Origin of the sequence: Umezawaea sp. Da 62-37, assembly GCF_032460545.1 — a bacterium.
In the GTDB taxonomy this organism is placed as follows: Bacteria; Actinomycetota; Actinomycetes; order Mycobacteriales; family Pseudonocardiaceae; genus Umezawaea.
This window is the reverse complement of record NZ_CP135965.1, coordinates 6439291-6458222: the sequence shown is the minus strand read 5'-3', so window position 1 is coordinate 6458222 and position 18932 is coordinate 6439291. Positions and strand designations below refer to the sequence as shown.

General features: G+C 69.6%; 17 protein-coding genes. 4 read left to right on the top strand and 13 right to left on the bottom strand.

Going from position 1 to position 18932, the window contains the following annotated elements; genetic code table 11:
* Positions 1-42: 42 nt before the first annotated feature.
* On the bottom strand, positions 43-1107 hold the full coding sequence (gene dapE, locus RM788_RS29845) for a succinyl-diaminopimelate desuccinylase (protein ID WP_315921215.1): 1065 nt from the start codon (positions 1105-1107) through the stop codon (positions 43-45).
* A gap of 25 nt (positions 1108-1132) precedes the next feature.
* Here dapE and dapD point away from each other — a divergent pair, with 25 nt between their 5' ends.
* Positions 1133-2107 carry a 2,3,4,5-tetrahydropyridine-2,6-dicarboxylate N-succinyltransferase gene (gene dapD, locus RM788_RS29840; RefSeq protein WP_315921213.1) on the top strand — a complete coding sequence of 325 codons (975 nt, stop codon included), beginning with the start codon at positions 1133-1135 and terminating at the stop codon, positions 2105-2107.
* Between the two features lie 63 nt (positions 2108-2170).
* Here the strand turns inward: dapD and dapC are convergent, their stop codons facing one another.
* Positions 2171-3268, bottom strand: coding sequence for a succinyldiaminopimelate transaminase (gene dapC, locus RM788_RS29835; protein ID WP_315921211.1), 1098 nt, complete (start codon positions 3266-3268; stop codon positions 2171-2173).
* The gene (gene fdxA, locus RM788_RS29830) at positions 3265-3588 is read right to left on the bottom strand and encodes a ferredoxin (protein WP_315921209.1); all 324 of its coding nucleotides are present in this window, start codon (positions 3586-3588) and stop codon (positions 3265-3267) included. Before fdxA ends, dapC begins: the two co-directional genes overlap by 4 nt.
* A 132-nt stretch (positions 3589-3720) precedes the next feature.
* Here fdxA and RM788_RS29825 point away from each other — a divergent pair, with 132 nt between their 5' ends.
* Positions 3721-4458, top strand: coding sequence for a GNAT family N-acetyltransferase (locus RM788_RS29825; protein ID WP_315921207.1), 738 nt, complete (start codon positions 3721-3723; stop codon positions 4456-4458).
* On the opposite strand, the gene RM788_RS29820 is transcribed toward RM788_RS29825, so the two are convergent.
* From RM788_RS29820 to typA, 9 genes are all read right to left on the bottom strand, one after another.
* Complete coding sequence (locus tag RM788_RS29820; RefSeq protein ID WP_315921205.1) at positions 4434-4844, bottom strand: hypothetical protein; 411 nt, start codon at positions 4842-4844, stop codon at positions 4434-4436. The two genes, RM788_RS29825 and RM788_RS29820, sit on opposite strands and share 25 nt — an antisense overlap.
* 3 nt (positions 4845-4847) lie before the next feature.
* On the bottom strand, positions 4848-5696 hold the full coding sequence (mshB, locus tag RM788_RS29815) for an N-acetyl-1-D-myo-inositol-2-amino-2-deoxy-alpha-D-glucopyranoside deacetylase (protein WP_315921203.1): 849 nt from the start codon (positions 5694-5696) through the stop codon (positions 4848-4850).
* A 111-nt stretch (positions 5697-5807) separates the two neighbouring features.
* Positions 5808-6875 (bottom strand): ABC transporter ATP-binding protein, encoded by a 1068-nt coding sequence (locus RM788_RS29810; protein WP_315921201.1) that lies wholly within the window; start codon positions 6873-6875, stop codon positions 5808-5810.
* Positions 6872-8053, bottom strand: a complete 1182-nt coding sequence (locus RM788_RS29805; protein ID WP_315921199.1) for an ABC transporter ATP-binding protein — start codon at positions 8051-8053, stop codon at positions 6872-6874. Before RM788_RS29805 ends, RM788_RS29810 begins: the two co-directional genes overlap by 4 nt.
* On the bottom strand, positions 8050-9003 hold the full coding sequence (locus RM788_RS29800) for an ABC transporter permease (protein WP_315921197.1): 954 nt from the start codon (positions 9001-9003) through the stop codon (positions 8050-8052). Before RM788_RS29800 ends, RM788_RS29805 begins: the two co-directional genes overlap by 4 nt.
* Complete coding sequence (locus tag RM788_RS29795) at positions 8996-9994, bottom strand: ABC transporter permease (RefSeq protein ID WP_315921195.1); 999 nt, start codon at positions 9992-9994, stop codon at positions 8996-8998. Before RM788_RS29795 ends, RM788_RS29800 begins: the two co-directional genes overlap by 8 nt.
* Before the next feature lie 127 nt (positions 9995-10121).
* Positions 10122-11945, bottom strand: a complete 1824-nt coding sequence (locus RM788_RS29790; protein WP_315921193.1) for an ABC transporter family substrate-binding protein — start codon at positions 11943-11945, stop codon at positions 10122-10124.
* 291 nt (positions 11946-12236) lie between these two features.
* Entirely contained in the window at positions 12237-13946 is a 1710-nt protein-coding gene (locus RM788_RS29785) for an ABC transporter family substrate-binding protein (protein ID WP_399340462.1), read from the bottom strand.
* Positions 13947-14615: 669 nt separating this feature from the next.
* Complete coding sequence (gene typA / locus RM788_RS29780; protein ID WP_315921189.1) at positions 14616-16523, bottom strand: translational GTPase TypA; 1908 nt, start codon at positions 16521-16523, stop codon at positions 14616-14618.
* Positions 16524-16690: 167 nt separating this feature from the next.
* On the opposite strand from typA, the gene RM788_RS29775 reads away from it, so the two are divergent.
* Both RM788_RS29775 and trpS read left to right on the top strand, forming a co-directional pair.
* Complete coding sequence (locus tag RM788_RS29775; protein WP_315921188.1) at positions 16691-16858, top strand: hypothetical protein; 168 nt, start codon at positions 16691-16693, stop codon at positions 16856-16858.
* Between the two features lie 221 nt (positions 16859-17079).
* The gene (gene trpS, locus RM788_RS29770; protein ID WP_315921186.1) at positions 17080-18045 is read left to right on the top strand and encodes a tryptophan--tRNA ligase; all 966 of its coding nucleotides are present in this window, start codon (positions 17080-17082) and stop codon (positions 18043-18045) included.
* 39 nt (positions 18046-18084) lie between these two features.
* Here the strand turns inward: trpS and RM788_RS29765 are convergent, their stop codons facing one another.
* Entirely contained in the window at positions 18085-18912 is an 828-nt protein-coding gene (locus RM788_RS29765; RefSeq protein ID WP_315921184.1) for an NUDIX domain-containing protein, read from the bottom strand.
* Between the last annotated feature and the right edge of the window lie 20 nt (positions 18913-18932).

Here is an 18932-nt window from a genome sequence, read left to right as displayed (position 1 = left end):
ATTCTAGGTCAGGAAACCGGATTCCCTCATCGGGTGACGGTCTCACGCGAGGAATCTGCGGAGGACGTCGGCGCAGTTCGTGATCTGCCCGACGGGGACGTTCTCCTGCTGGGTGTGCGCCAGGGTCGGGTCGCCCGGCCCGAAGTTGACCGCGGGGATGCCGAGGGCGGCGAACCGGGCGACGTCGGTCCAGCCGAGCTTCCCGACCGGCGTGCCACCCGTGGCGGCGACCAGCTCCTTCGCGACCGGCGCGGACAGACCGGGCAGTGCGCCCGCGGCGAAGTCCGTCACCACGAGGTCGAAGCCCTCGAACACCTCGCGCAGGTGGGCCTCCGCCTCGGCGGGCGAACGGTCCGGCGCGAAGCGGTGGTTGACGGTGAGGACGCACTCGTCCGGCACCACGTTGCCCGCCACGCCACCGGTGATCTTCACGGCCTGGAGGCCCTCGCGGTAGGTGCAGCCGTCGATCTCGACGACCCGCGTCACGTGCGCCTCCAACCTGCGCAGCACCTCGCCCATGGCGTGCACGGCGTTGACGCCCATCCAGCCGCGCGCGGTGTGCGCGCGCGTCCCGGTGGTCCGCACCTCGACCCGGATCGTGCCCTGGCAACCCGCCTCGACCACCCCGTTGGACGGCTCGCACACGATCGCCAGCCCGCCCCGCAGCCACTCGGGCAGGTCGCGCTCGACGCGGCCGAGGCCGTTGCGGCTCGCCTCGATCTCCTCGCAGTCGTAGAACACGAACGTCAGGTCGTGCCGGGGTTCGGTCAGCGTCGCGGCGAGGTGCAGCATCACCGCGTCGCCGCCCTTCATGTCCACGGTCCCGCAGCCGTGCAGGACGTCGCCCTCGCGGCGGCTGGGCATGTTGTCGTTGATGGGCACCGTGTCCAGGTGGCCCGCGAACACGACCCGTTCGGCGCGCCCGAGGTTCGTGCGGGCCAGCACCGAGTTGCCCGACCGGACGACCTCCAGGTGCGGCGCCTGCTCCCGCAGCGAGCGTTCGACCAGGTCCGCCAGCTCGGCCTCGTCCCCCGACACGCTGGGCACGTCCACCAGCGCCGCGGTCAGGTCAACGGGATCAGCGGAGAGGTGCAGGGTGTCGGCCACGGCGCACAGGTTACCGTTGCCAGCCGTGAGCACCGCAAACGTGACCGGCGCGTACGGCGTCGGACTGGCAACCGTCACGCCCGAGGGCACCGTCCTGGACACCTGGTTCCCGGCGCCCCAGCTGGGGGAGCCGCCGTCGGTCGGCACGCAGCTCGTGTCGTCCGTCGACGTCGCGGGCGCCTTGGGCGAGGAGGCCGCGCACCTGCTCGGTGAGGACAAGGAGCGCGGCGTCGAGGTCATCGGCGTCCAGGTCTCCATCGCCTCGCTCGCCGACGCGCCCACCGACACCTACGACGTCTACCTGCGCCTGCACCTGCTGTCCACCAGGCTCGTCCAGCCCCACGGCCTCAGCCTGGAGGGCCAGTTCGGCCTGCTGAACAACGTCGTGTGGACCAACTTCGGCCCATGCGCGGTGGACGGCTTCGAACTGACCCGCCTCCGCCTGCGCACCCGCGGCGCCGTCACGGTCTACGGCGTCGACAAGTTCCCCCGGCTCGTCGACTACGTCGTGCCGAGCGGCGTCCGCATCGCCGACGCCGACCGCGTCCGCCTCGGCGCCCACCTCGCCTCCGGCACCACCGTGATGCACGAGGGCTTCGTCAACTTCAACGCGGGCACGCTCGGCGCGTCCATGGTCGAGGGCCGCATCTCCGCCGGCGTCGTCGTCGGCGACGGCTCGGACGTGGGCGGCGGCGCGTCGATCATGGGCACGCTCTCCGGTGGCGGCAAGGAGGTCATCTCCATCGGCGAGCGCTGCCTGATCGGCGCCAACGGCGGCATCGGCATCTCCCTCGGCGACGACTGCGTCGTCGAGGCCGGGCTGTACATCACCGCGGGCACCAAGGTCACCACCGACGACGGCGAGGTCGTCAAGGCGGGCCTGCTGTCCGGCGTCCCCGGCCTGCTCTTCTTCCGCGACTCGGTCAGCGGCGCGGTGAAGGTCAAGCCCCGCAAGGGGACCGGCGTCGAGCTGAACGCCGCCCTGCACGCGAACGACTGATCCTCCCGCGCACGACGGAGGGGCTGTCCCGGTGATGGGACAGCCCCTCCGTCGTGGAAGCGTTCACCCCAGCCGTTCGACCGCCGCCGCGATCCGCTCGTCCGTCGCCGTCAACGCGATCCGCACGTGCTCGTTCCCACTGGGCCCGTAGAACGTGCCCGGCGCGGCCAGGATGCCGCGTTGCGCCAGCCAGCCCACGGTCTCCCACGCGTCCTCGCCGCGGGTCGACCACAGGTACAGCCCGGCCTCGGAGTGGTCCACCGCGAAGCCCGCCGCGAGCAGCGCGGGCAGCAGGACGGCGCGGCGGGAGGCGTACCGGTGGCGTTGCGCGACCACGTGGTCGTCGTCCGACAGCGCGGCCGTCATCGCGGCCTGCACCGGCCGGGGGACGATCATGCCCGCGTGCTTGCGCAACTCCAGCAGCCCGGAGACCAGCGACGGATCGCCCGCGACGAACCCGGCGCGGTACCCGGCGAGGCTGGAGGACTTGGACAGCGAGTGCACGGCCAGCAGCCCGTCCAGCGAGCCGCCGTGCACCGCGGGATCCAGCACGGAGACCGGTGCCGCGTCCCAGGACAACGCCAGGTAGCACTCGTCGGACGCGACCACCGCGCCGACGTCCCGCGCGGCGCCCACGGCCGCGGCCATCGCCGCGGCGGACAGCACCCGGCCGGTCGGGTTCGACGGCGAGTTCAGCCACACCAGGGCCGTGCCCGGAGGCGGCGGTTCGCCGTCCCGCAGGCGGACCACCGAGGCACCGGCCAGCAGCGCGCCGACCTCGTAGGTCGGGTAGGCCAGCGCCGGAATCGCCACCACGTCGCCCGCGCCGAGGCCGAGCAGCGTGGGCAGCCACCCCACCAGCTCCTTGGAGCCCATCGTCGGCAGGACCGCGGTCGGGTCCAGGCCGTCGAGGCCGTAGCGGCGCGCCAGTGAGGCGACGGTCGCTTCGCGGAGTTCCGGTGTTCCGTGGGTCGTCGGGTAGCCGGGTTGGTCGGCCACCGAGGTGAGCGCGGTCTGGATCAACGACGACACGGGGTCCACCGGAGTGCCGATGGAGAGGTCGACCACACCGCCGGGGTGCGTGCGCGCCTTGGCGGCGTGGTCGGCCAGCGAGTCCCAGGGGAAGTCCGGCAACGCCGGTCCCCTGCGCCTGCTCGTCACTCGGAGGCTTGCGGGGGCAGTGCCTTGATCCAATCCGGGTCGGCACTGGTCACGCCGACCTTGGAGGCACCACCGGGCGAGCCGAGGTCGTTGAAGAAGTCCACGTTGGCCTTGGTGTAGTCCTTCCACTCATCGGGGACGTCGTCCTCGTAGTAGATGGCCTCCACCGGGCACACCGGCTCGCAAGCGCCGCAGTCGACGCACTCATCCGGGTGGATGTAGAGCATCCGGTCGCCTTCGTAGATGCAGTCGACGGGGCATTCCTCGATGCACGCCTTGTCGAACACGTCCACGCACGGCTGGGCGATCACATAGGTCACTGCGGTTCTCCTGCTCTTCCTGGTACACCGCGCAAGCCGCAGAGTACGCGGCGAACTTGGACATCCACTGGTGAGGCTTGCCTTATCGACACACGCGGAAAACCAGTTTCCCGCACCGTGCACGATGATGTCGTGGATCCGGTCTACGAGGTGGAACAGCGTTGTGCGGACGCGTGGCCCGCACAGGTCGACGAGCGGCTCGGCGAGTGGCGCCTGCGCGCCGCCGGTGGCTTCACCGGGCGCGCCAACAGCGCCCTGACCTGCGGCGATCCCGGTATGCCCGTGTCGGAGGCACTGCTCAGGGTGGAGACCTTCGCGCGTCGCAACGGCATCTCACCCGCCGCGCACGTGGTACGTGACGCAAAGCACGAAAACGCTGTCGCGGCCGCGGGGTGGGTGGTGAACGAAGATCATCCGGGCGGTGCCGAGTCCGGGGTGCTCACCGGCCCGCTGACCGGCTTCCACTCGCCACCCGTGGACGGTGTGGAGGTCTCCGACGTGCCCACTCCCGGATGGTGGGAACTCGCGGCGCAGGCCGTGCCCACCGCGGCCCAGCGGCACGTCCTCGCTTCGGGGAGTGGTTCGGGATTCGGCTCCGTCACGCGCGACGGGGAGGTCGTCGCCGCCGTCCGGGGCGCCGTGGTGGGTGATCTGCTGCACATCGCCCGGCTCGCCGTGCGCCCGGACCACCGCCGGGGCGGGCTGGCGCGCGGGTTGCTGGCCGGACTGGCCGAGTGGGGCGCGAAGAACGGCGCCACCCGCTGCGCCCTCCAGGTGGCCGAGCACAACACGCCCGCGTGGCGGCTGTACACGTCACTGGGGTGCGCGGAGCACCACCGGTACCGCTACTGGGTCCCCTTGGGCACGTAGTTGCGGCCCATCGACGCCCCCACGGCGATCGCGCCGGGCAGGGCGCCGCCCGCCAGCAGGGCGAGGCTGCGCCAGTCGTTGGGGAGCATGACGTCGCCGCCGGGCCCGAACAGGCCGAGGGCGACGAGGGCCGTGAGCCACACGAGCAGCGGTGAGCTGGAGACGAGCAGGCCGCGCTGGAGGTCCGAGGCCCACACCACGAGCAGCGGCGTGGTCAGGATGGCGACCACCACCGCGATCGGGAACGGCCAGTCTGCGCCCACCTGCGGCAGCAGCGTGCCGTCGAACCGGAGCGGGAGGAAGAACAGCTCCAGCACGGCCAGCACCAGCGCCTCGACCAGGAGCATGGGCAGCACCCACGGTCCAGGCTTGCCGTCACCGCTCACCGGTCACCCCAGTCCCCCGAACAGGTCGGTCTCCGCACCCGCGCCGGCCCCCTTGGCCAGCACGTAGAACTCCTCGCGCACCACCGGCTGGGCGATGCCGTTGGACAGGGCGTAGCTGGCCCCGCCCGCGCCGTCCTGCCACACGCTCACCTGGGTCGAGTGCGCCCGCAACGCGCGCAGCTTGGCCGACAGGTGCTCGCCGATGTCGACGGTGGTGGTGATGTCGACGTCGTCGGTGACCGGCAGCTCGCCGGGCTCCGGCAGCCGGAACGGCAGGTCGGCCAGCTCCGCCAGCGCGGCGGCGCCCCGCTCGGTCGCCGTGCGGGAGGTCACCGCGTAGAAGACGCGGTCGATGTCCGGGACCTCGGCGGTGGCCGCCATGGTGATCTCGTGCGCCCGGATGTGGTCGGGGTGGCCGTAGCCGCCGAAGGCGTCGTAGGTGACGACGACCTGGGGCCGCACCTCGCGGAGCACGTCGGCCAGCATCGCGGTCTGCGTCTCGACCGAGCCGCGGACGAACGCCCTGGGGTGCTCGTTGGCCTCGACGCCCACCATCCCGGAGTCGCGCCAGCGGCCGATGCCGCCGAGGAAGCGGTGCGCCGTCAGGCCGAGCGCGGCGCACGCGGAGCGCAGCTCGCCGACCCGGTACCCGCCGAGCTGGTCGGCCGCGTCGGCGGCGAGTTCGCGCAGTCCCGCCGGGATGATCTCGCCCTCCTCGCCGAGGGTGCAGGTGACCACCGTGACGTGGACGCCGTGCGCGGCGTAGCGGGCGATCGTGCCGCCGGTCCACAGGCTTTCGTCGTCCGGATGCGCGTGCACCAGCAGCAACCGGGGTGGAGAGGTGAGCGTCACCGGATCAGCGTAGAGGCCGTACCGCAGCGTCACATGACGGCCTCACCCGAGATGCCGTCAAGGCCACCATAGCTGTGCCATGGCGGCCTTGACGGCCGACGGGGTGCAAGATCACCCGAGCAGCGAGCGCTCCTCGGCGAAGTGGCACGCGGACAGCGTGCCGTCGCCCGCGCCGCGGCGTTCGAGCTTCGGCTCCTCGACGGCGCAGATGTCCTGCGCCTTCCAGCAGCGGGTGCGGAACCGGCAGCCCGACGGCGGGTTGACGGGGCTGGGCACGTCGCCGGTGAGCACGATCCGCTGGCGGCTGCGCTCCAGCTTGGGGTCGGGCACCGGCACCGCGGACAGCAGCGCCTGGGTGTACGGGTGCATCGGCCGGGCGTAGATGTCCTCGCGGTCACCGAGTTCGATGATCTTGCCGAGGTACATCACGGCCACCCGGTCGGAGATGTGCCGGACCACCGACAGGTCGTGCGCCACGAACAGGTAGGCCAGGCCCAGCCGGTCCTGGAGCTCCTCCAGCAGGTTGACGACACCGGCCTGCACCGACACGTCGAGCGCGGACACCGGCTCGTCCAGCACGACCAGCTTCGGGTTGAGCGCGAGCGCCCGCGCGATGCCGATGCGCTGCCGCTGGCCGCCCGAGAACTCGTGGGCGTAGCGGTTGCGGTGCTCCGGGTTGAGGCCGACGAGCTCCATCAGCTCGTTGACCCGGTGCTGGACGTCCTGCCCGTCGGCGCCGTGGATCTTGAACGGCTCCGAGATGATGTTGTTGATCTGCCAGCGCGGGTTCAGCGACGCGTAGGGGTCCTGGAACACGATCTGCATGTCCCGGCGGACGCCCTGGAGCGCCTTGCCCTTGAGCTTGGTCAGCTCCTTGCCCTCGAACTTCACCGAGCCGGAGGTCGGCTTGTGCAGCTGGAGGATCGCCCGGCCGGACGTGGACTTGCCGCAGCCGGACTCGCCGACCAGGCCCAGCGTCTCGCCGGGGTAGAGGTCGAACGAGATGCCGGACACGGCCTGCACCTGGCCCACGGTGCGCGGGATGATCCCGCCGCCGCGGACCGGGAACGACTTGACCAGGTCGTTGACCTCGAGCAGGGGCGTCTTGCCCTGGTTCTTGACGGCGGAGGAGGGCTTCACCGCGGTCAGGACGCCGGGCCCGTCAGTCGGGGTCGTCATGAGGTCGGGTTCTCCTCTTCTTCCTGCATCCGGGCTTCCACGACCTCGACGTCCTCGACCATGGGCATGTCCGGGTCGGCGACGAGGAGCGAGGCGGGGTTCTCGACCACGCCGATCTCGTCCGTCGCGAACAGCTTCTGCGGATCCACCAGGGTCGCCAGGTGGGCGGAGCGGTGGCAGCGGGAGAAGTGCCCGGCGCGGTCGGTCTCCAGCAGTTCGGGCTCGACCACGCGGCACTCGTCGATCACCAGCGGGCACCGGGGCGAGAACGCGCAGCCGGAGGGCAGGTTCATCAGCGAGGGCGGCGCGCCCTTGATGGGCGTGAGCCGCTTGCCCAGCAGGCTGGGGTTCGGGATCGACCCCAGCAGGCCGACGGTGTAGGGCATCCGCTGGGCTTCGAAGACCTCGTCCACGCCGCCCTGCTCGACGACCGTGCCGCCGTACATCACCTGGACGCGGTCCACCATGCCCGCCACGACGCCGAGGTCGTGGGTGATCACGATGATGCCCGCGTTCGTCTCGTCCCTGATCCGCAGCAGCGTGTCGAGGATCTGCGCCTGCACGGTGACGTCCAGCGCGGTCGTCGGCTCGTCGGCCACGATCACGTCGGGGTCGTTGATGATCGCCATCGCGATCATCACGCGCTGCCGCATGCCGCCGGAGAACTCGTGCGGGTACTGCGAGGCGCGCCGGTCGGGCTGCGGGATGTCGACGAGTTCCAGCGACTCGACGGCCTTGGCCCACGCGGCCTTCTTGGACACGTCGTGGTGCGCCCTGTAGGCCTCGGCGAGCTGCCACCCCACGGTGTAGACGGGGTTCAGCGACGTCATCGGGTCCTGGAAGATCATCGAGATGTTGTTGCCGCGCACCGGCATCATCTGCTTGTAGTTCCGGCCGACGAGCTCGTGGTCCTTGAACTTGATGGACCCCGTCACGTTGGCCGTCTTGGGCAGCAGACCCATGATCGCCATGGACGACACCGACTTGCCGGAACCCGACTCGCCGACGACGCCCAGCACCTCGCCGGGGGCGAGGGTGAACGTCACGTTGCGCACGGCGTGCACGACGCCGTCGTCGGTCGGGAAGTCGACCGACAGGTCCTTGACCGTGAGCAGCTTCCCGCTCGACGGGGTGCCGCCCGCGGACTCCGGCGCGTCCATCACATCCAGCTCACTCATGCCTTCACCCTCTTCTGCCTCGGGTCGAAAGCATCCCGAAGACCGTCACCGATGAAGTTCACCGACAACGAGATCAGCACGATGAACACGAAGGGGATCAGGAACAACCACGGGTGCAGGTTCAACTCGTTCTTGTTCAGCGAGATCATCAGCCCGAGCGAGGTGTCCGGGCTGTGCACGCCGAGTCCGATGAACGACAGCGCGGCTTCCAGCAGCACCGCCTGCGCGACGGCGAGCGTCGCGTTCACGATGATGACGTCCACCGTGTTCGGCAGGATGTGCCGGAAGATGATCCGCGACGTCGACGCGCCCAGCGCGCGGGCGGCCTCCACGAACTCCTTCTCGCGCAGCGACAGCACCATGCCGCGGATGACGCGGGCGATGGAGAGCCAGCCGATCAGGCCGAGGTAGAGGGCCACGACGAGCCAGTTGCTGCCGCCGCCACCGGTCGCCGTGGCGACGAAGCTGTTGCGCACCAGCACGGCCGCGATGATGAACGACGGGATCACCAGCAGCAGGTCGATGAACCGGCTGATGAGCGTGTCGACCCAGCCGCCCTTGTACCCGGCGAGCGCGCCCAGCATGACGCCGATGAACGTGGACAGGAAGGCCACGACGAGGGCGATCTGCAACGAGAACTGGGTACCGCGGATCGTCTGGGCCACCATGTCGGCGCCCAGCCGGTCCGTGCCGAACGGGTGGTCGGCGGTCGGGTTCTGGTACCTCGGGAAGCCGAGGTCGGTGAACGGGTACTGCCAGAAGGCGCTGCCCAGGAAGGCGAACAGCACCAGCAGGATGAAGATCACGACGCCGACGACCGCGGCGCGGTGCCGCAGGAAGCGTCGTGCGATGACCTGCCACTGCTTGCGCGCCGACGACGAGTCGAACTGGCTCTTGTCGGCCGTGGTGGGAGCCGCGGGTGGCACCGCGGGCGTAGTCAGGTCAGTCAAGGCGGATCCTCGGGTCCATGAACGCGTAAAGGATGTCCGCGATCAGGTTGAACGCGATGATGAACACGGCGGTCACCATCATGAAGCCCAACACCTGGAACGGCTCGAGCTTGGTGATGGCGTCGACCAGGAACTTGCCCATTCCCGACCAGCCGAACACCGTCTCGGTGATCACGGCGCCGCCTACGGTGGCGCCGAAGTTCAGCGACGACACGGTGACGATGGGGATGAGGGCGTTGCGGAAGGCGTGGCGGAAGATCGAGCGGGCCTCGGAGATGCCCTTGGCCTGGGCGGTCCGCACGTAGTCGGCGTTCAGGGTGTCCAGCATGGACGCCCGCTGGAACCGGCTGTAGAGCGCGAACTGGATGACCACGAGCGAGATGGTCGGCAGGATGTAGGCGCCGGTGTACTGGAAGAACTGCTCCCCGAAGCCGCCCTTGAAGCCGTCACCCGGTGGTCCGGCCGTGATGATCCACCTGTCCGCGCCGATGGACTCGAGCCAGTTGTTGAGCGAGATGCCGCCGGTCTTCAGGATGAGGGCGACGCAGAACAGCGGCATCGAGAACATCGCGAACGATATTCCGGTGGCCGTGTAGTCGAAGAGCGAATACTGTCTCACCGCGCCGATCACCCCGACGACCATGCCCAGCAGCAGGGCGATGATCTCGGCGATGATCACGAGCCGGAAGGTGACGACGAAGGCCTTGCTGATGTCTTCCTTCACGGACCGGCCCGCGTTGCCGGGGACCACGGACTCGCCCCAGTCGCCGGTGACGAAGTCGCCCGCCCAGTTCGTGTAGCGCTCCAGGAACGGGTCGTTGTAGCCCGTGCGCTCGTACGCGGCGGCGACCTCGGCCGGGGTGCGCGGCTTCTGGAGCTTCCACTCGCCGAGGGGATCGCCCATGGCCGTGGTGAGTCCGAAGCAGAGGAACGACGCGAGGATCAACAGCGGGATGGAGATCATCAACCGCCGGATTATGTATCGCAACATGAGAGGTTCTCCCTAGACACCCCCGCAGGCGCGGGGAAGCCTACCGGACGGTGACACCGGCCAGGGGGCTGGTGCTCGTGGCACCAACCCCCCGGCCTGGTTTGGTTGTTTCAGAACTGCTCGGTGACTACTTCTTCTGCCACGCGAACATGTTCCAGGTGACACCGCCGCCGACGCCCACGTAGCTGATCGGGCCGATGTCGGCGCTCGAAGCCGCGAAGTCGGGCAGCTGGAAGAGCGGGATGCTGTGGAGGTCGGTCCGCATCTGCTTGTCGACCTCGTTCATCAGCGCCACGCGCTTCTGGTAGTCCAGCTCGGCGTTGGCGGCCTTCCACTTCTCGTCCACGACGGAGGAGGAGTAGTTGTTGTAGTTGCCCGAGCCGCCCTTGTCCTTGCTGGCGTAGTTGCCGTACGCGCCGGCCTTCAGGGGCTGGCCGACCCAAGCGAACAGGGCCGCGTCGAACTCGCTGGCCGGGAGTCGCTTGTCGTTGAAGTCGACGTCCTGGTCGTCCACGATCTCGATGCCGGCCTGCTTGCACTTGTCCTGGAGGATGCGGACGGTGTCCGCACGACGCTGGACGACCTTGTGGCCGAGCTTGAAGGACGCGCGGTACTCGCCCTTGGTGTAGATGCCGTCGGCGCCCTGCTTCCAGCCGCCGCCCTCGAGGGTCTTCTTGGCGGCGTCGACGTCACCCTTGCCGATGTCGCTGAAGTGCTCCTCGTAGCCGACCTCGTTGGGCATGAACGTGAGGCTGTTCAGCGGCTTCGCGTTCGGGTCGACGTCCTTGACCAGCTTGTCGACCAGGGACTGGCGGTCGAAGCACTGGGCGATCGCCAGGCGCAGGTCGGCGTTCTCCTTGAACAGCGGGCGCGCCATGTTGAGGTCGACGTGCTCGAAGGTCTGACCACCGGCGGCGAACACGTTGAACGCGCTGTCGCCGCGCAGCTGCTGCGCCACGGCCGGGTCGGCCTGCGGTGCGATGACCGCGACTTCCTTGTTCTGCAGCTGCTGCGCCGCGGACTGGGAGTCGGTGTTGGTCTTGAGGATCACCTTCGAGGCGGCGGCCTTCTCGCCCCACCACTTCGGGTTGCGCTCGAGGACCGTCTGGTCCTTGAGGTCCGTGGAGGTGATGGTGTACGGCCCACCGGAGAGCGCGACGGAGGCGTCGAACCCGACCCAGCCCTTGGTGTAGAACTCGGCGGCCTTCTTGACGGTCTCGTCGTTCTGCGTCGGCAGGACCTTGGTGATGTCCGGGATGCTGGTCTTCTCCTCCAGGATGTGCGCGGGGAGGAGCCCGTCGCTGCCCGGCGAGGAGAAGAGGCCGCGGTAGTCCGCGTACTGCTTGCCCGAGAAGAACGTGGTGGTGATGGTCTTGTTGTCGTCGGAGCAGTCGAGCTTCTCGATGTCCTCGTAACCCGTGGGGGTCGAGTCGAAGATCGAGGCCTCGGCGCCGTCCTCACCCTTGACGGTGGCCTTGCTCGCGCCCGCCAGCCACTTCAGGTGGAAGTCCTTGCAGTCGATCGGCTTGCCGTCGGACCAGACGGCTTCCTTGCGGACCTTCCACACGATGGTCTGCGGGTCGTTCTTGGTGACCTCGATGGAGTCCATGAGGTCGCCGTCGACCTTGATGACGAGCTTGCCGTCGACCAGGTCGGAGAAGAACGGCGAGGGCAGGACGTTCGACAGCGTGATGGTGCTGGAGAAGTTGTTCGTCGCGCCGGTGTAGTTGTTGTAGTTGTGGAAGCCCTCCTCGGTGGCCACGGCGATCTCGCCGATGTCGTCCACCTTCGGACGCTTGAACACCTGGTCGGCGCCACCGATGTCACCAGGGTTGGAATCCTGCTGCCCGGCATCGCCCGAACCACCCGAACCACCCGAACCGCACGCACTCAGCACGAGTGCTGCGCCGGTCAGCAGCGCGAGCGCCGTGACAGCCTTTGATTTCCTCATCGACACGTGCCCTCCTAGCACCGGGTTGGAGCGGCCGTTTGAGCCGACCTCCACCCATAACCGTGATGTGCCAAACGCGCCCCGAACCGACACACCGTGGCAGCAGGTTAAGAACCGGCCGGCAGCACGGTCACTGCCCATGGGCCGATCGTGACCAAAGGGTGACACGCTGGTAGCAGCACGCTACTCCCTGGTTACCGGGCGGGAGCGTTCGTTAACCGGACGGAGGGAATACTGTCAAAATTAACATCGGGTCGCCACTCGGGGAAGACCCCGTCGAAAAGGCGTTTTTCAGCCCTGCTCGCGCCGCCACGTCGCCGCGTCGCTGAGCGGACCCGCGAACGGGGCTCCCGCCGCCGCCCCGCGCGCCTCCGGAAGGACTACGAGGAAGTCGGCCACCTGGAACAACGGCAGCGCGATCGCCTGCTGCCAGAGCACCGGTTCGATCTTGGTCAGCGCCTCGGACAGCAAGGTCCGACCGCTCAGCGCGTCGTCGATCACGGGTTGCAGCGTTTGATCGCAGAATCCGGGGAGATTCGCCGGAATGGGTGTCGATCCATCCCCGATGGAAGGACGACAACCGAATGCCGAAGCCAGGGACGCGGCCGAATCACCGGTGTCCACCTGGGGAACGACGGTTATGTCGACCTGAGCGCTCTGCTCACCATTGGGTGAACCGGGAAGATCTTGCCCGAACAACTGATTCGCGGGCGGCGAGATCACCTTCGCCTGGATTCCGGCCAGAACGAGTTGGCGTTGCACCTGGTTGGCGACCGTGTTGTACGGCTCGGCCCCCTCGACCGCCGCGATCGTGAGGCTCAGGGGTTTCCCGTCCCGCGACCACACGCCGCCCTCCGGCCGGACGTACCCGGCCTCGCCCAGCAGCCGCGTCGTCGCCGCCACGTCCTGCACCACGCCCGCCGGGATCGTCGGCGCGTACCCGGCCTTCGACGGCGGCACCACCATCGAGTCGGCCCTGAACTGCGCGGACGGCCCGCTGCCCGTCCCGATCGCGATCAGCGCCTCGCGGTCCAGCGCGGCCAGGACGGCCTGGCGGACCTTCAGGTCGGCCAACTGCTCCGACGCGGGTCGCAGGAGCACCTGGACCACCTCGGGCCTCGGAACGACCGTGCTGACCAGCGGCGTGCCCTTCGACAGGTCGGTCACCGCGTTCAACGCGATCGCGTCGGCCCGGATCAGCGCGGCCTGGTCGTCCTCGTCCCGCAGCGCCGACACGATCCCGTCGTGGCTGGCCCTCCGCAGGACCACCCGGTCCAGCGCCGTGGGCTGCTCCCAGTACCGGTCGTTGCGCTCCAGCACGATCTCGCCGCGCGGCACGTCGAGCGTCTTGACCGCGAACGGCCCGCCGGTCGCGGGGAAGCTGTCGCTCAGCGCCGTGGCCCAACCGCCCGGCTGGTCCTTCAGCAGGTGGGCGGGCAGCAGGTTCGAGAACAGCGAGCGCCAACCGGGGTAGGGCTTGCTGAACGTGACCTCGACCGCCTTGCCGCCCTCGCGGGAGGCGATGTCGGAGATCAGCCGGTACCCGGCCGGGTCCACCACACCGGGCTCGCTGCGCATGCGCTGCCACAGGTAGACGAAGTCCTCCGCCGCCATCGGCGCCGTGTCCGTCCACGACGCGTCCTTGCGGAGGGTGTAGCTGACCGTGTACGGCTCGGTCTTCGTGACCTGCGCCGACACCATCAGGTTCGTGTCCAGCCGCGGCGTCCCGTCCGGCGCGGTCCGGAACACGCTCGGCAGCAGCAGGCTCGTGAGGGCGGTCGTGATGGTCGACTGGCCCGCGATCGTGTGCGGGTTGTAGCTGCCCTTCACGTCGTCGACACCGACCACGACCTCGTTGAGGGCCTGCTCCGGCACGACCGACATGCCGGGGGTCGAGGAGACGATGGGCAGCGGGCCGGAGTTGGTGCAGGCGGTGAGGGTGCAAGCCGCCAGTGCGAGCGCCGCCAAGCGTGGGATTCGGGTCCCCCCAGACCGAGTCATGCCCCGCAGCCTGCCAGAGCGCGTTGACAGTTGCCCGAGAGGCCTGGGGTTCATGTTGTGAGGACGTTCGGGGGTGCTGTGGGGTTCCGGTGGGGTTCCGGTGGGTCGCTGGTTGGGGGTGGGGTTGGTGGGTTGTGCGGGGTGGGGTTGGTGGGTTATGCGGGGTGGGGTTGGGGTGGGTGTAGTCGGGTGCCTGTGTGGGGCCAGAGCGGTTGCGCACGGGGGTGGCCGATTTGACTTGGGCCCCTCTTTTTGGGCCTCGGCGGTCGGAAAGGGCAGGTGGTGGTGATCTGCCCGCCGCCGCGAGGGTAGGCCCAAAAACCCCAAGTAAAATCGGCCGCGGTTGCGTGCTTTCCTTTGTGTGGCAGCGGGTTGGGTGCTTTGGGCTACGTCTGGCTCCTGGCCCCTGCCCCTGGCGTCTGGCTCCTGGCGTTTGCCCCTTGGCGTCTGGCCTCTGGCTCCTAGCGTCTGGCCCCTGCCCCTGGCGTCTGGCCCCTGCCCTGCCCTGGCGTCTCGGTCTTGCGTCTGGCGGCTTGTCCGCTTGTGCGGGTGGGGCAACCCCGCGAGGCAACGCTTGTGTCCCGCACGGCGGCGGTGGACCGCGTGCCTCCAACGCGAACAGGGCCACCCCCTGCTGGGGGTGGCCCTGTTCGGTGCGTGCTGTGGGACTTAGCCGCGGAGCTTGTTGCGGGAGCGCTCGCGGCCGCGGAGGTTGGCGTCGAGGATGAGCTTGCGCACCCGGACGACCTCCGGGGCGACCTCGACGCACTCGTCGGAGGCGCAGAACTCCAGTGCCTCTTCGAGCGACAGCTTGCGCGGGCGGGCGAGGGTTTCCATGACGTCGGCGGAGGACTGGCGCATGTTCGTGAGCTTCTTCTCACGGCACACGTTGATGTCGAGGTCCTCGGCGCGCGGGTTCTCGCCGACGACCATGCCCTCGTAGGCGTCCGCGCCGGGCTCGACGAAGAAGGTGCCGCGGTCGGCCAGCTGGATCATCGCGTAGGCGGTGATCATGCCGGAGCGGTCGGCGACCAGGGAGCCGTTGTGGCGGGTGCGGATCTCGCCTGCCCACGGGAAGTAGCCCTCGGAGACGGCGTTGGCGATGCCGGTGCCGCGGGTCTCGGTGAGGAACTCCGTGCGGAAGCCGATGAGGCCGCGCGACGGGATGACGTAGTCGAGCTTCACGCGGCCGGTGCCGTGGCCGGACATGTTCTCCATGCGGCCCTTGCGGTTCGCGAGGAGCTGCGTCACGGCGCCCAGGTGCTCCTCGGGGGCGTCGATGGTGACGCGCTCGAAGGGCTCGTGGAGCTTGCCGTCGACCTGGCGGGTGACGACCTGCGGCTTGCCGACGGTCAGCTCGAAGCCCTCGCGGCGGATCTGCTCGACCAGGATGGCGAGGGCCAGCTCACCGCGGCCCTGCACCTCCCAGGTGTCGGGGCGCTCGGTCGGGAGGACGCGGATCGACACGTTGCCGACCAGCTCCGAGTCGAGGCGGGCCTTGAGGACGCGGGCCGTCAGCTTGTTGCCGCCGCCGCGACCGGCCAGCGGCGAGGTGTTCACGCCGATGGTCATCGAGATGGCGGGCAGGTCGACGGTGATGCGCTCGAGCGGCACCGGGTTCTCGGGGTCGGCGAGCGTGTCGCCGATCGTGATCTCCGGGATGCCCGCGATGGCGACCAGGTCGCCCGCGTGGGCCTCCTCGGTCGGCACGCGGTCGAGCGCCTCGGTGATCAGCAGCTCGGTGATGCGGACGCGCTGGGTCGTGCCGTCCTCGCGGCACCAGGCGACCCAGTCGCCCTTGCGCATGTGGCCCGAGTGGATGCGGCACAGCGCGATGCGGCCGAGGAACGACGACGCGTCGAGGTTCGTGACCAGCGCCTGGAGGGGCGCGTTGACATCGCCGCGCGGGGCGGGGATGTGGTTGAGCAGCACCTCGAACAGGGTGTCGAGGTTCTCCTCGTCCGGCATGCCGCCGTCGGCGGGCTGGGTCATGCTCGCGCGACCGGCGCGGGCCGACGCGTACACGACCGGGAGGTCGAGCACGGAGTCGTCGGCGCCGACCTCGGCGGCCAGTTCGAGCAGCAGGTCGTGGGCTTCCTCGACGACCTCGCTGATGCGGGCGTCGGGACGGTCGACCTTGTTCACGACCAGGATCACGGGCAGGCCCGCGGACAGGGTCTTGCGCAGCACGAAGCGGGTCTGCGGGAGCGGGCCCTCGCTGGCGTCGATGAGCAGCACGACGCCGTCGACCATGGAGAGGCCGCGCTCGACCTCACCGCCGAAGTCGGCGTGGCCGGGGGTGTCGACGACGTTGATCGTCACCGGACCGTCGGGGGTCTCCCTGCGGACCGCGGTGTTCTTCGCGAGGATGGTGATGCCCTTCTCGCGCTCGAGGTCACCGGAGTCCATGACTCGGTCGACGAGTTCGGCGCGAGCCGAGAACGCTCCGGACTGCCGGAGCATGGCGTCGACGAGGGTGGTCTTGCCGTGGTCAACGTGCGCGACGATCGCGACGTTGCGCAGGTCAGCACGCACCTGAGCGGGCGATTCGTTGATCGACGCGGTGGCCGTGGGCACGCGGAACTCCTAGAGCTGGAAGTCGAGGAAGGGGGCCAGCGCCGGGACGGAGATCGCGCACAGCCTTCACAAGAGTACCGGCTCCGTTGCCAATACCACACATCGTCGGGGGTGAGGTCAGCCTCACCTAGTCTGGGAAGCACCTCTAACCAGGGAGTGTACTGAGCGTGGGCAAGGTGAAGAAGAAGTGCTGCCGGTCGAAGCCCAGGTGCAAGAAGTGCCCGGTGGTCGCGCTGTTCAAGGCCAGGGACGAGGCCCGCGCGAAGGCGCTCAAGAAGCTGGCCAAGCAGGAGCGGAAGAAGTCCGGGAAGAAGAAGGACGGAAAAGCGGCCTGACCAGGTGGTGTCCCGCCGCATAGAACAAATGTAGACGTTCCGGACAGCGCCCCGACACGATAGGATCGCGGCCATGCGCAGTCTTCACACGTCCTGGTGGCCCGCCTCGCGGCGGCCCTAGAACTGTGCGCTAGACGAACCACAGGCCGCCCGCTCGGGCGGCCTTCGCTGTGTTCGGGGTCCCGCGCCGACGGGTGGCACACCTGTCGAAGGGACCCACCATGATCAGGCTCTCCGCCATCACCCCGTCCGGCCACGTCCAGCTGGGCAACTACCTCGGCGCCATCCGCCGCTGGGCCGCCGAGGGCACCGAGCAGGACGTCTACTTCATCAGCGACCTGCACGCGATGACGTCCTCCCACAACCCCTCCAAACTCCGGTCCCTGACCAGGGAGCAGCTCGCGCTGCTCATCGCCGCCGGTGTCGACCCGCACAGCGTCTCCGTGCAGTCCGACCTGGTCAGGGAGCTGGGCGCGCTCACCTGGATCCTGGAGTGCACCTGCACCTACGGCGAGGCCGCCCGGATGATCCAGTTCAAGGAGAAGTCCGCGGGCCGCGACTCGGTGCGGCTGAGCCTGCTCACCTACCCGGTGCTGATGGCCGCCGACATCCTGCTGCAGGGCGCCCACGAGGTGCCCGTCGGCGACGACCAGGCCCAGCACGTCGAGCTGGCCAGGGCGTTGGCCAAGCGCTTCAACAGCACCTACGGCGAGGTCTTCGCCATGCCCCGCGGCGTCGTGCCCCCGACCGCCTCGCGGGTCCGCGACCTGGCGGACCCGACCAAGAAGATGGCCAAGTCCGCCACCGACGCCGCGGGCACCGTCTTCGTCCTGGACCCGCCCGACCTGATCCAGCGCAAGATCAAGCGCGCCGTGACGGACAACCTGAACGAGGTCCGCTACGCACCCGTCGAACAGCCCGGTGTCGCGAACCTGCTGGAGATCATCTCCGCGTGCACCAGCAAGGACCCGAACGAGATCGCGGCGTCGCTGGGGAGCTACTCGGAGCTGAAGGACATGGCGGCCGACGCGGTCGTGGAGGAACTGCGGGGTGTGCGCGAACGCACCCTCGCCCTGCTCGACGACGCCCCTGAGCTGGACCGGATCCGCCAGGCGGGCGCCGAACGCGCTCGCGGACGGGCCCAGCACCGGTTGGACGCGGCGCTGCGGATGGCCGGGTTGGGTTGAGGCGCCGGTGGGCGCGGTCAGCCGCGCCCACCACGCTTCCTAAACGGAGGACAACAGCTCCTTCAGCCCCGGCACCAGCACCCGGTCCGCGGGCAGCCAGTCCAGGCCGTCCAACTCCGAGACCGGAATCCACCGCACCGCCCGGTGCTCGCGCGCCTCCGGCTCCCCCGAGCCCGGCGCCAGCTCAGCCGAGAACACCCGCAGCAGCAGCGAAGCCCTCAGCGGCACGTCCGGCCCGATCTGCTCCCCCACCCCGACCTCCACGCCCAACTCCTCGACGCACTCCCGCGCCAGCGCGACCGCCTCGGTCTCGCCGGGATCGACCCGCCCACCCGGCAGCTCCCACTTCCCCTCCGCCTCCACGGGGAACGCGCGCTGCTGGACCAGCAGCAACCCGTCGCGGGTGATGGCGGCGCCGACCACGACGGCGGCCTCCGCCATCTGCAACGCCCGCCGGGACACGGCGCCTGCGCGGGCTTCGAGGATCTTGAGGGCGAGACCGCGGCCGACCACGATGTCGGCGAGCCGTCCGAACGGGCCGCCGGGGCTGTTCCACTCGACGCAGTCGACGACCAGGGTGCCGCCGCCGGTCTCGACGAGGTCGGTGGACAGTTCGAACGAGGGCAGCGGGCCGTCCACGAGGGACGCCGCCACGCCGGTCGCGTCCGCGCGGGTGACCAGGAGCCTGCCGCGGACCGGGCCGACGAAGCCCTGGAGTTCGGCGCCGACGTGCAGGACGCCCGAGCCGCCGGAGAGGCGCACGCCGAGTCCGCGCACCGACGCGGCGAGCAGGCGCGTGTCCAGGAGCGCGCCCGCGACGGTTCGGACGGGCGCTTCTACGAGGGTGGTCGCGCGGAGATCGGGCACGGCCGCATACTGCCATTGAC

Coding starts and splice junctions, on each gene's coding strand:
- RM788_RS29810 (WP_315921201.1), bottom strand. CDS start 6,875: ATGACGACCCCGACTGACGGGCCCGGCGTCCTGACCGCGGTGAAGCCC.
- RM788_RS29805 (WP_315921199.1), bottom strand. CDS start 8,053: ATGAGTGAGCTGGATGTGATGGACGCGCCGGAGTCCGCGGGCGGCACC.
- RM788_RS29795 (WP_315921195.1), bottom strand. CDS start 9,994: ATGTTGCGATACATAATCCGGCGGTTGATGATCTCCATCCCGCTGTTG.
- RM788_RS29790 (WP_315921193.1), bottom strand. CDS start 11,945: ATGAGGAAATCAAAGGCTGTCACGGCGCTCGCGCTGCTGACCGGCGCA.
- RM788_RS29785 (WP_399340462.1), bottom strand. CDS start 13,946: ATGACTCGGTCTGGGGGGACCCGAATCCCACGCTTGGCGGCGCTCGCA.
- trpS (WP_315921186.1), top strand. CDS start 17,080: ATGATCAGGCTCTCCGCCATCACCCCGTCCGGCCACGTCCAGCTGGGC.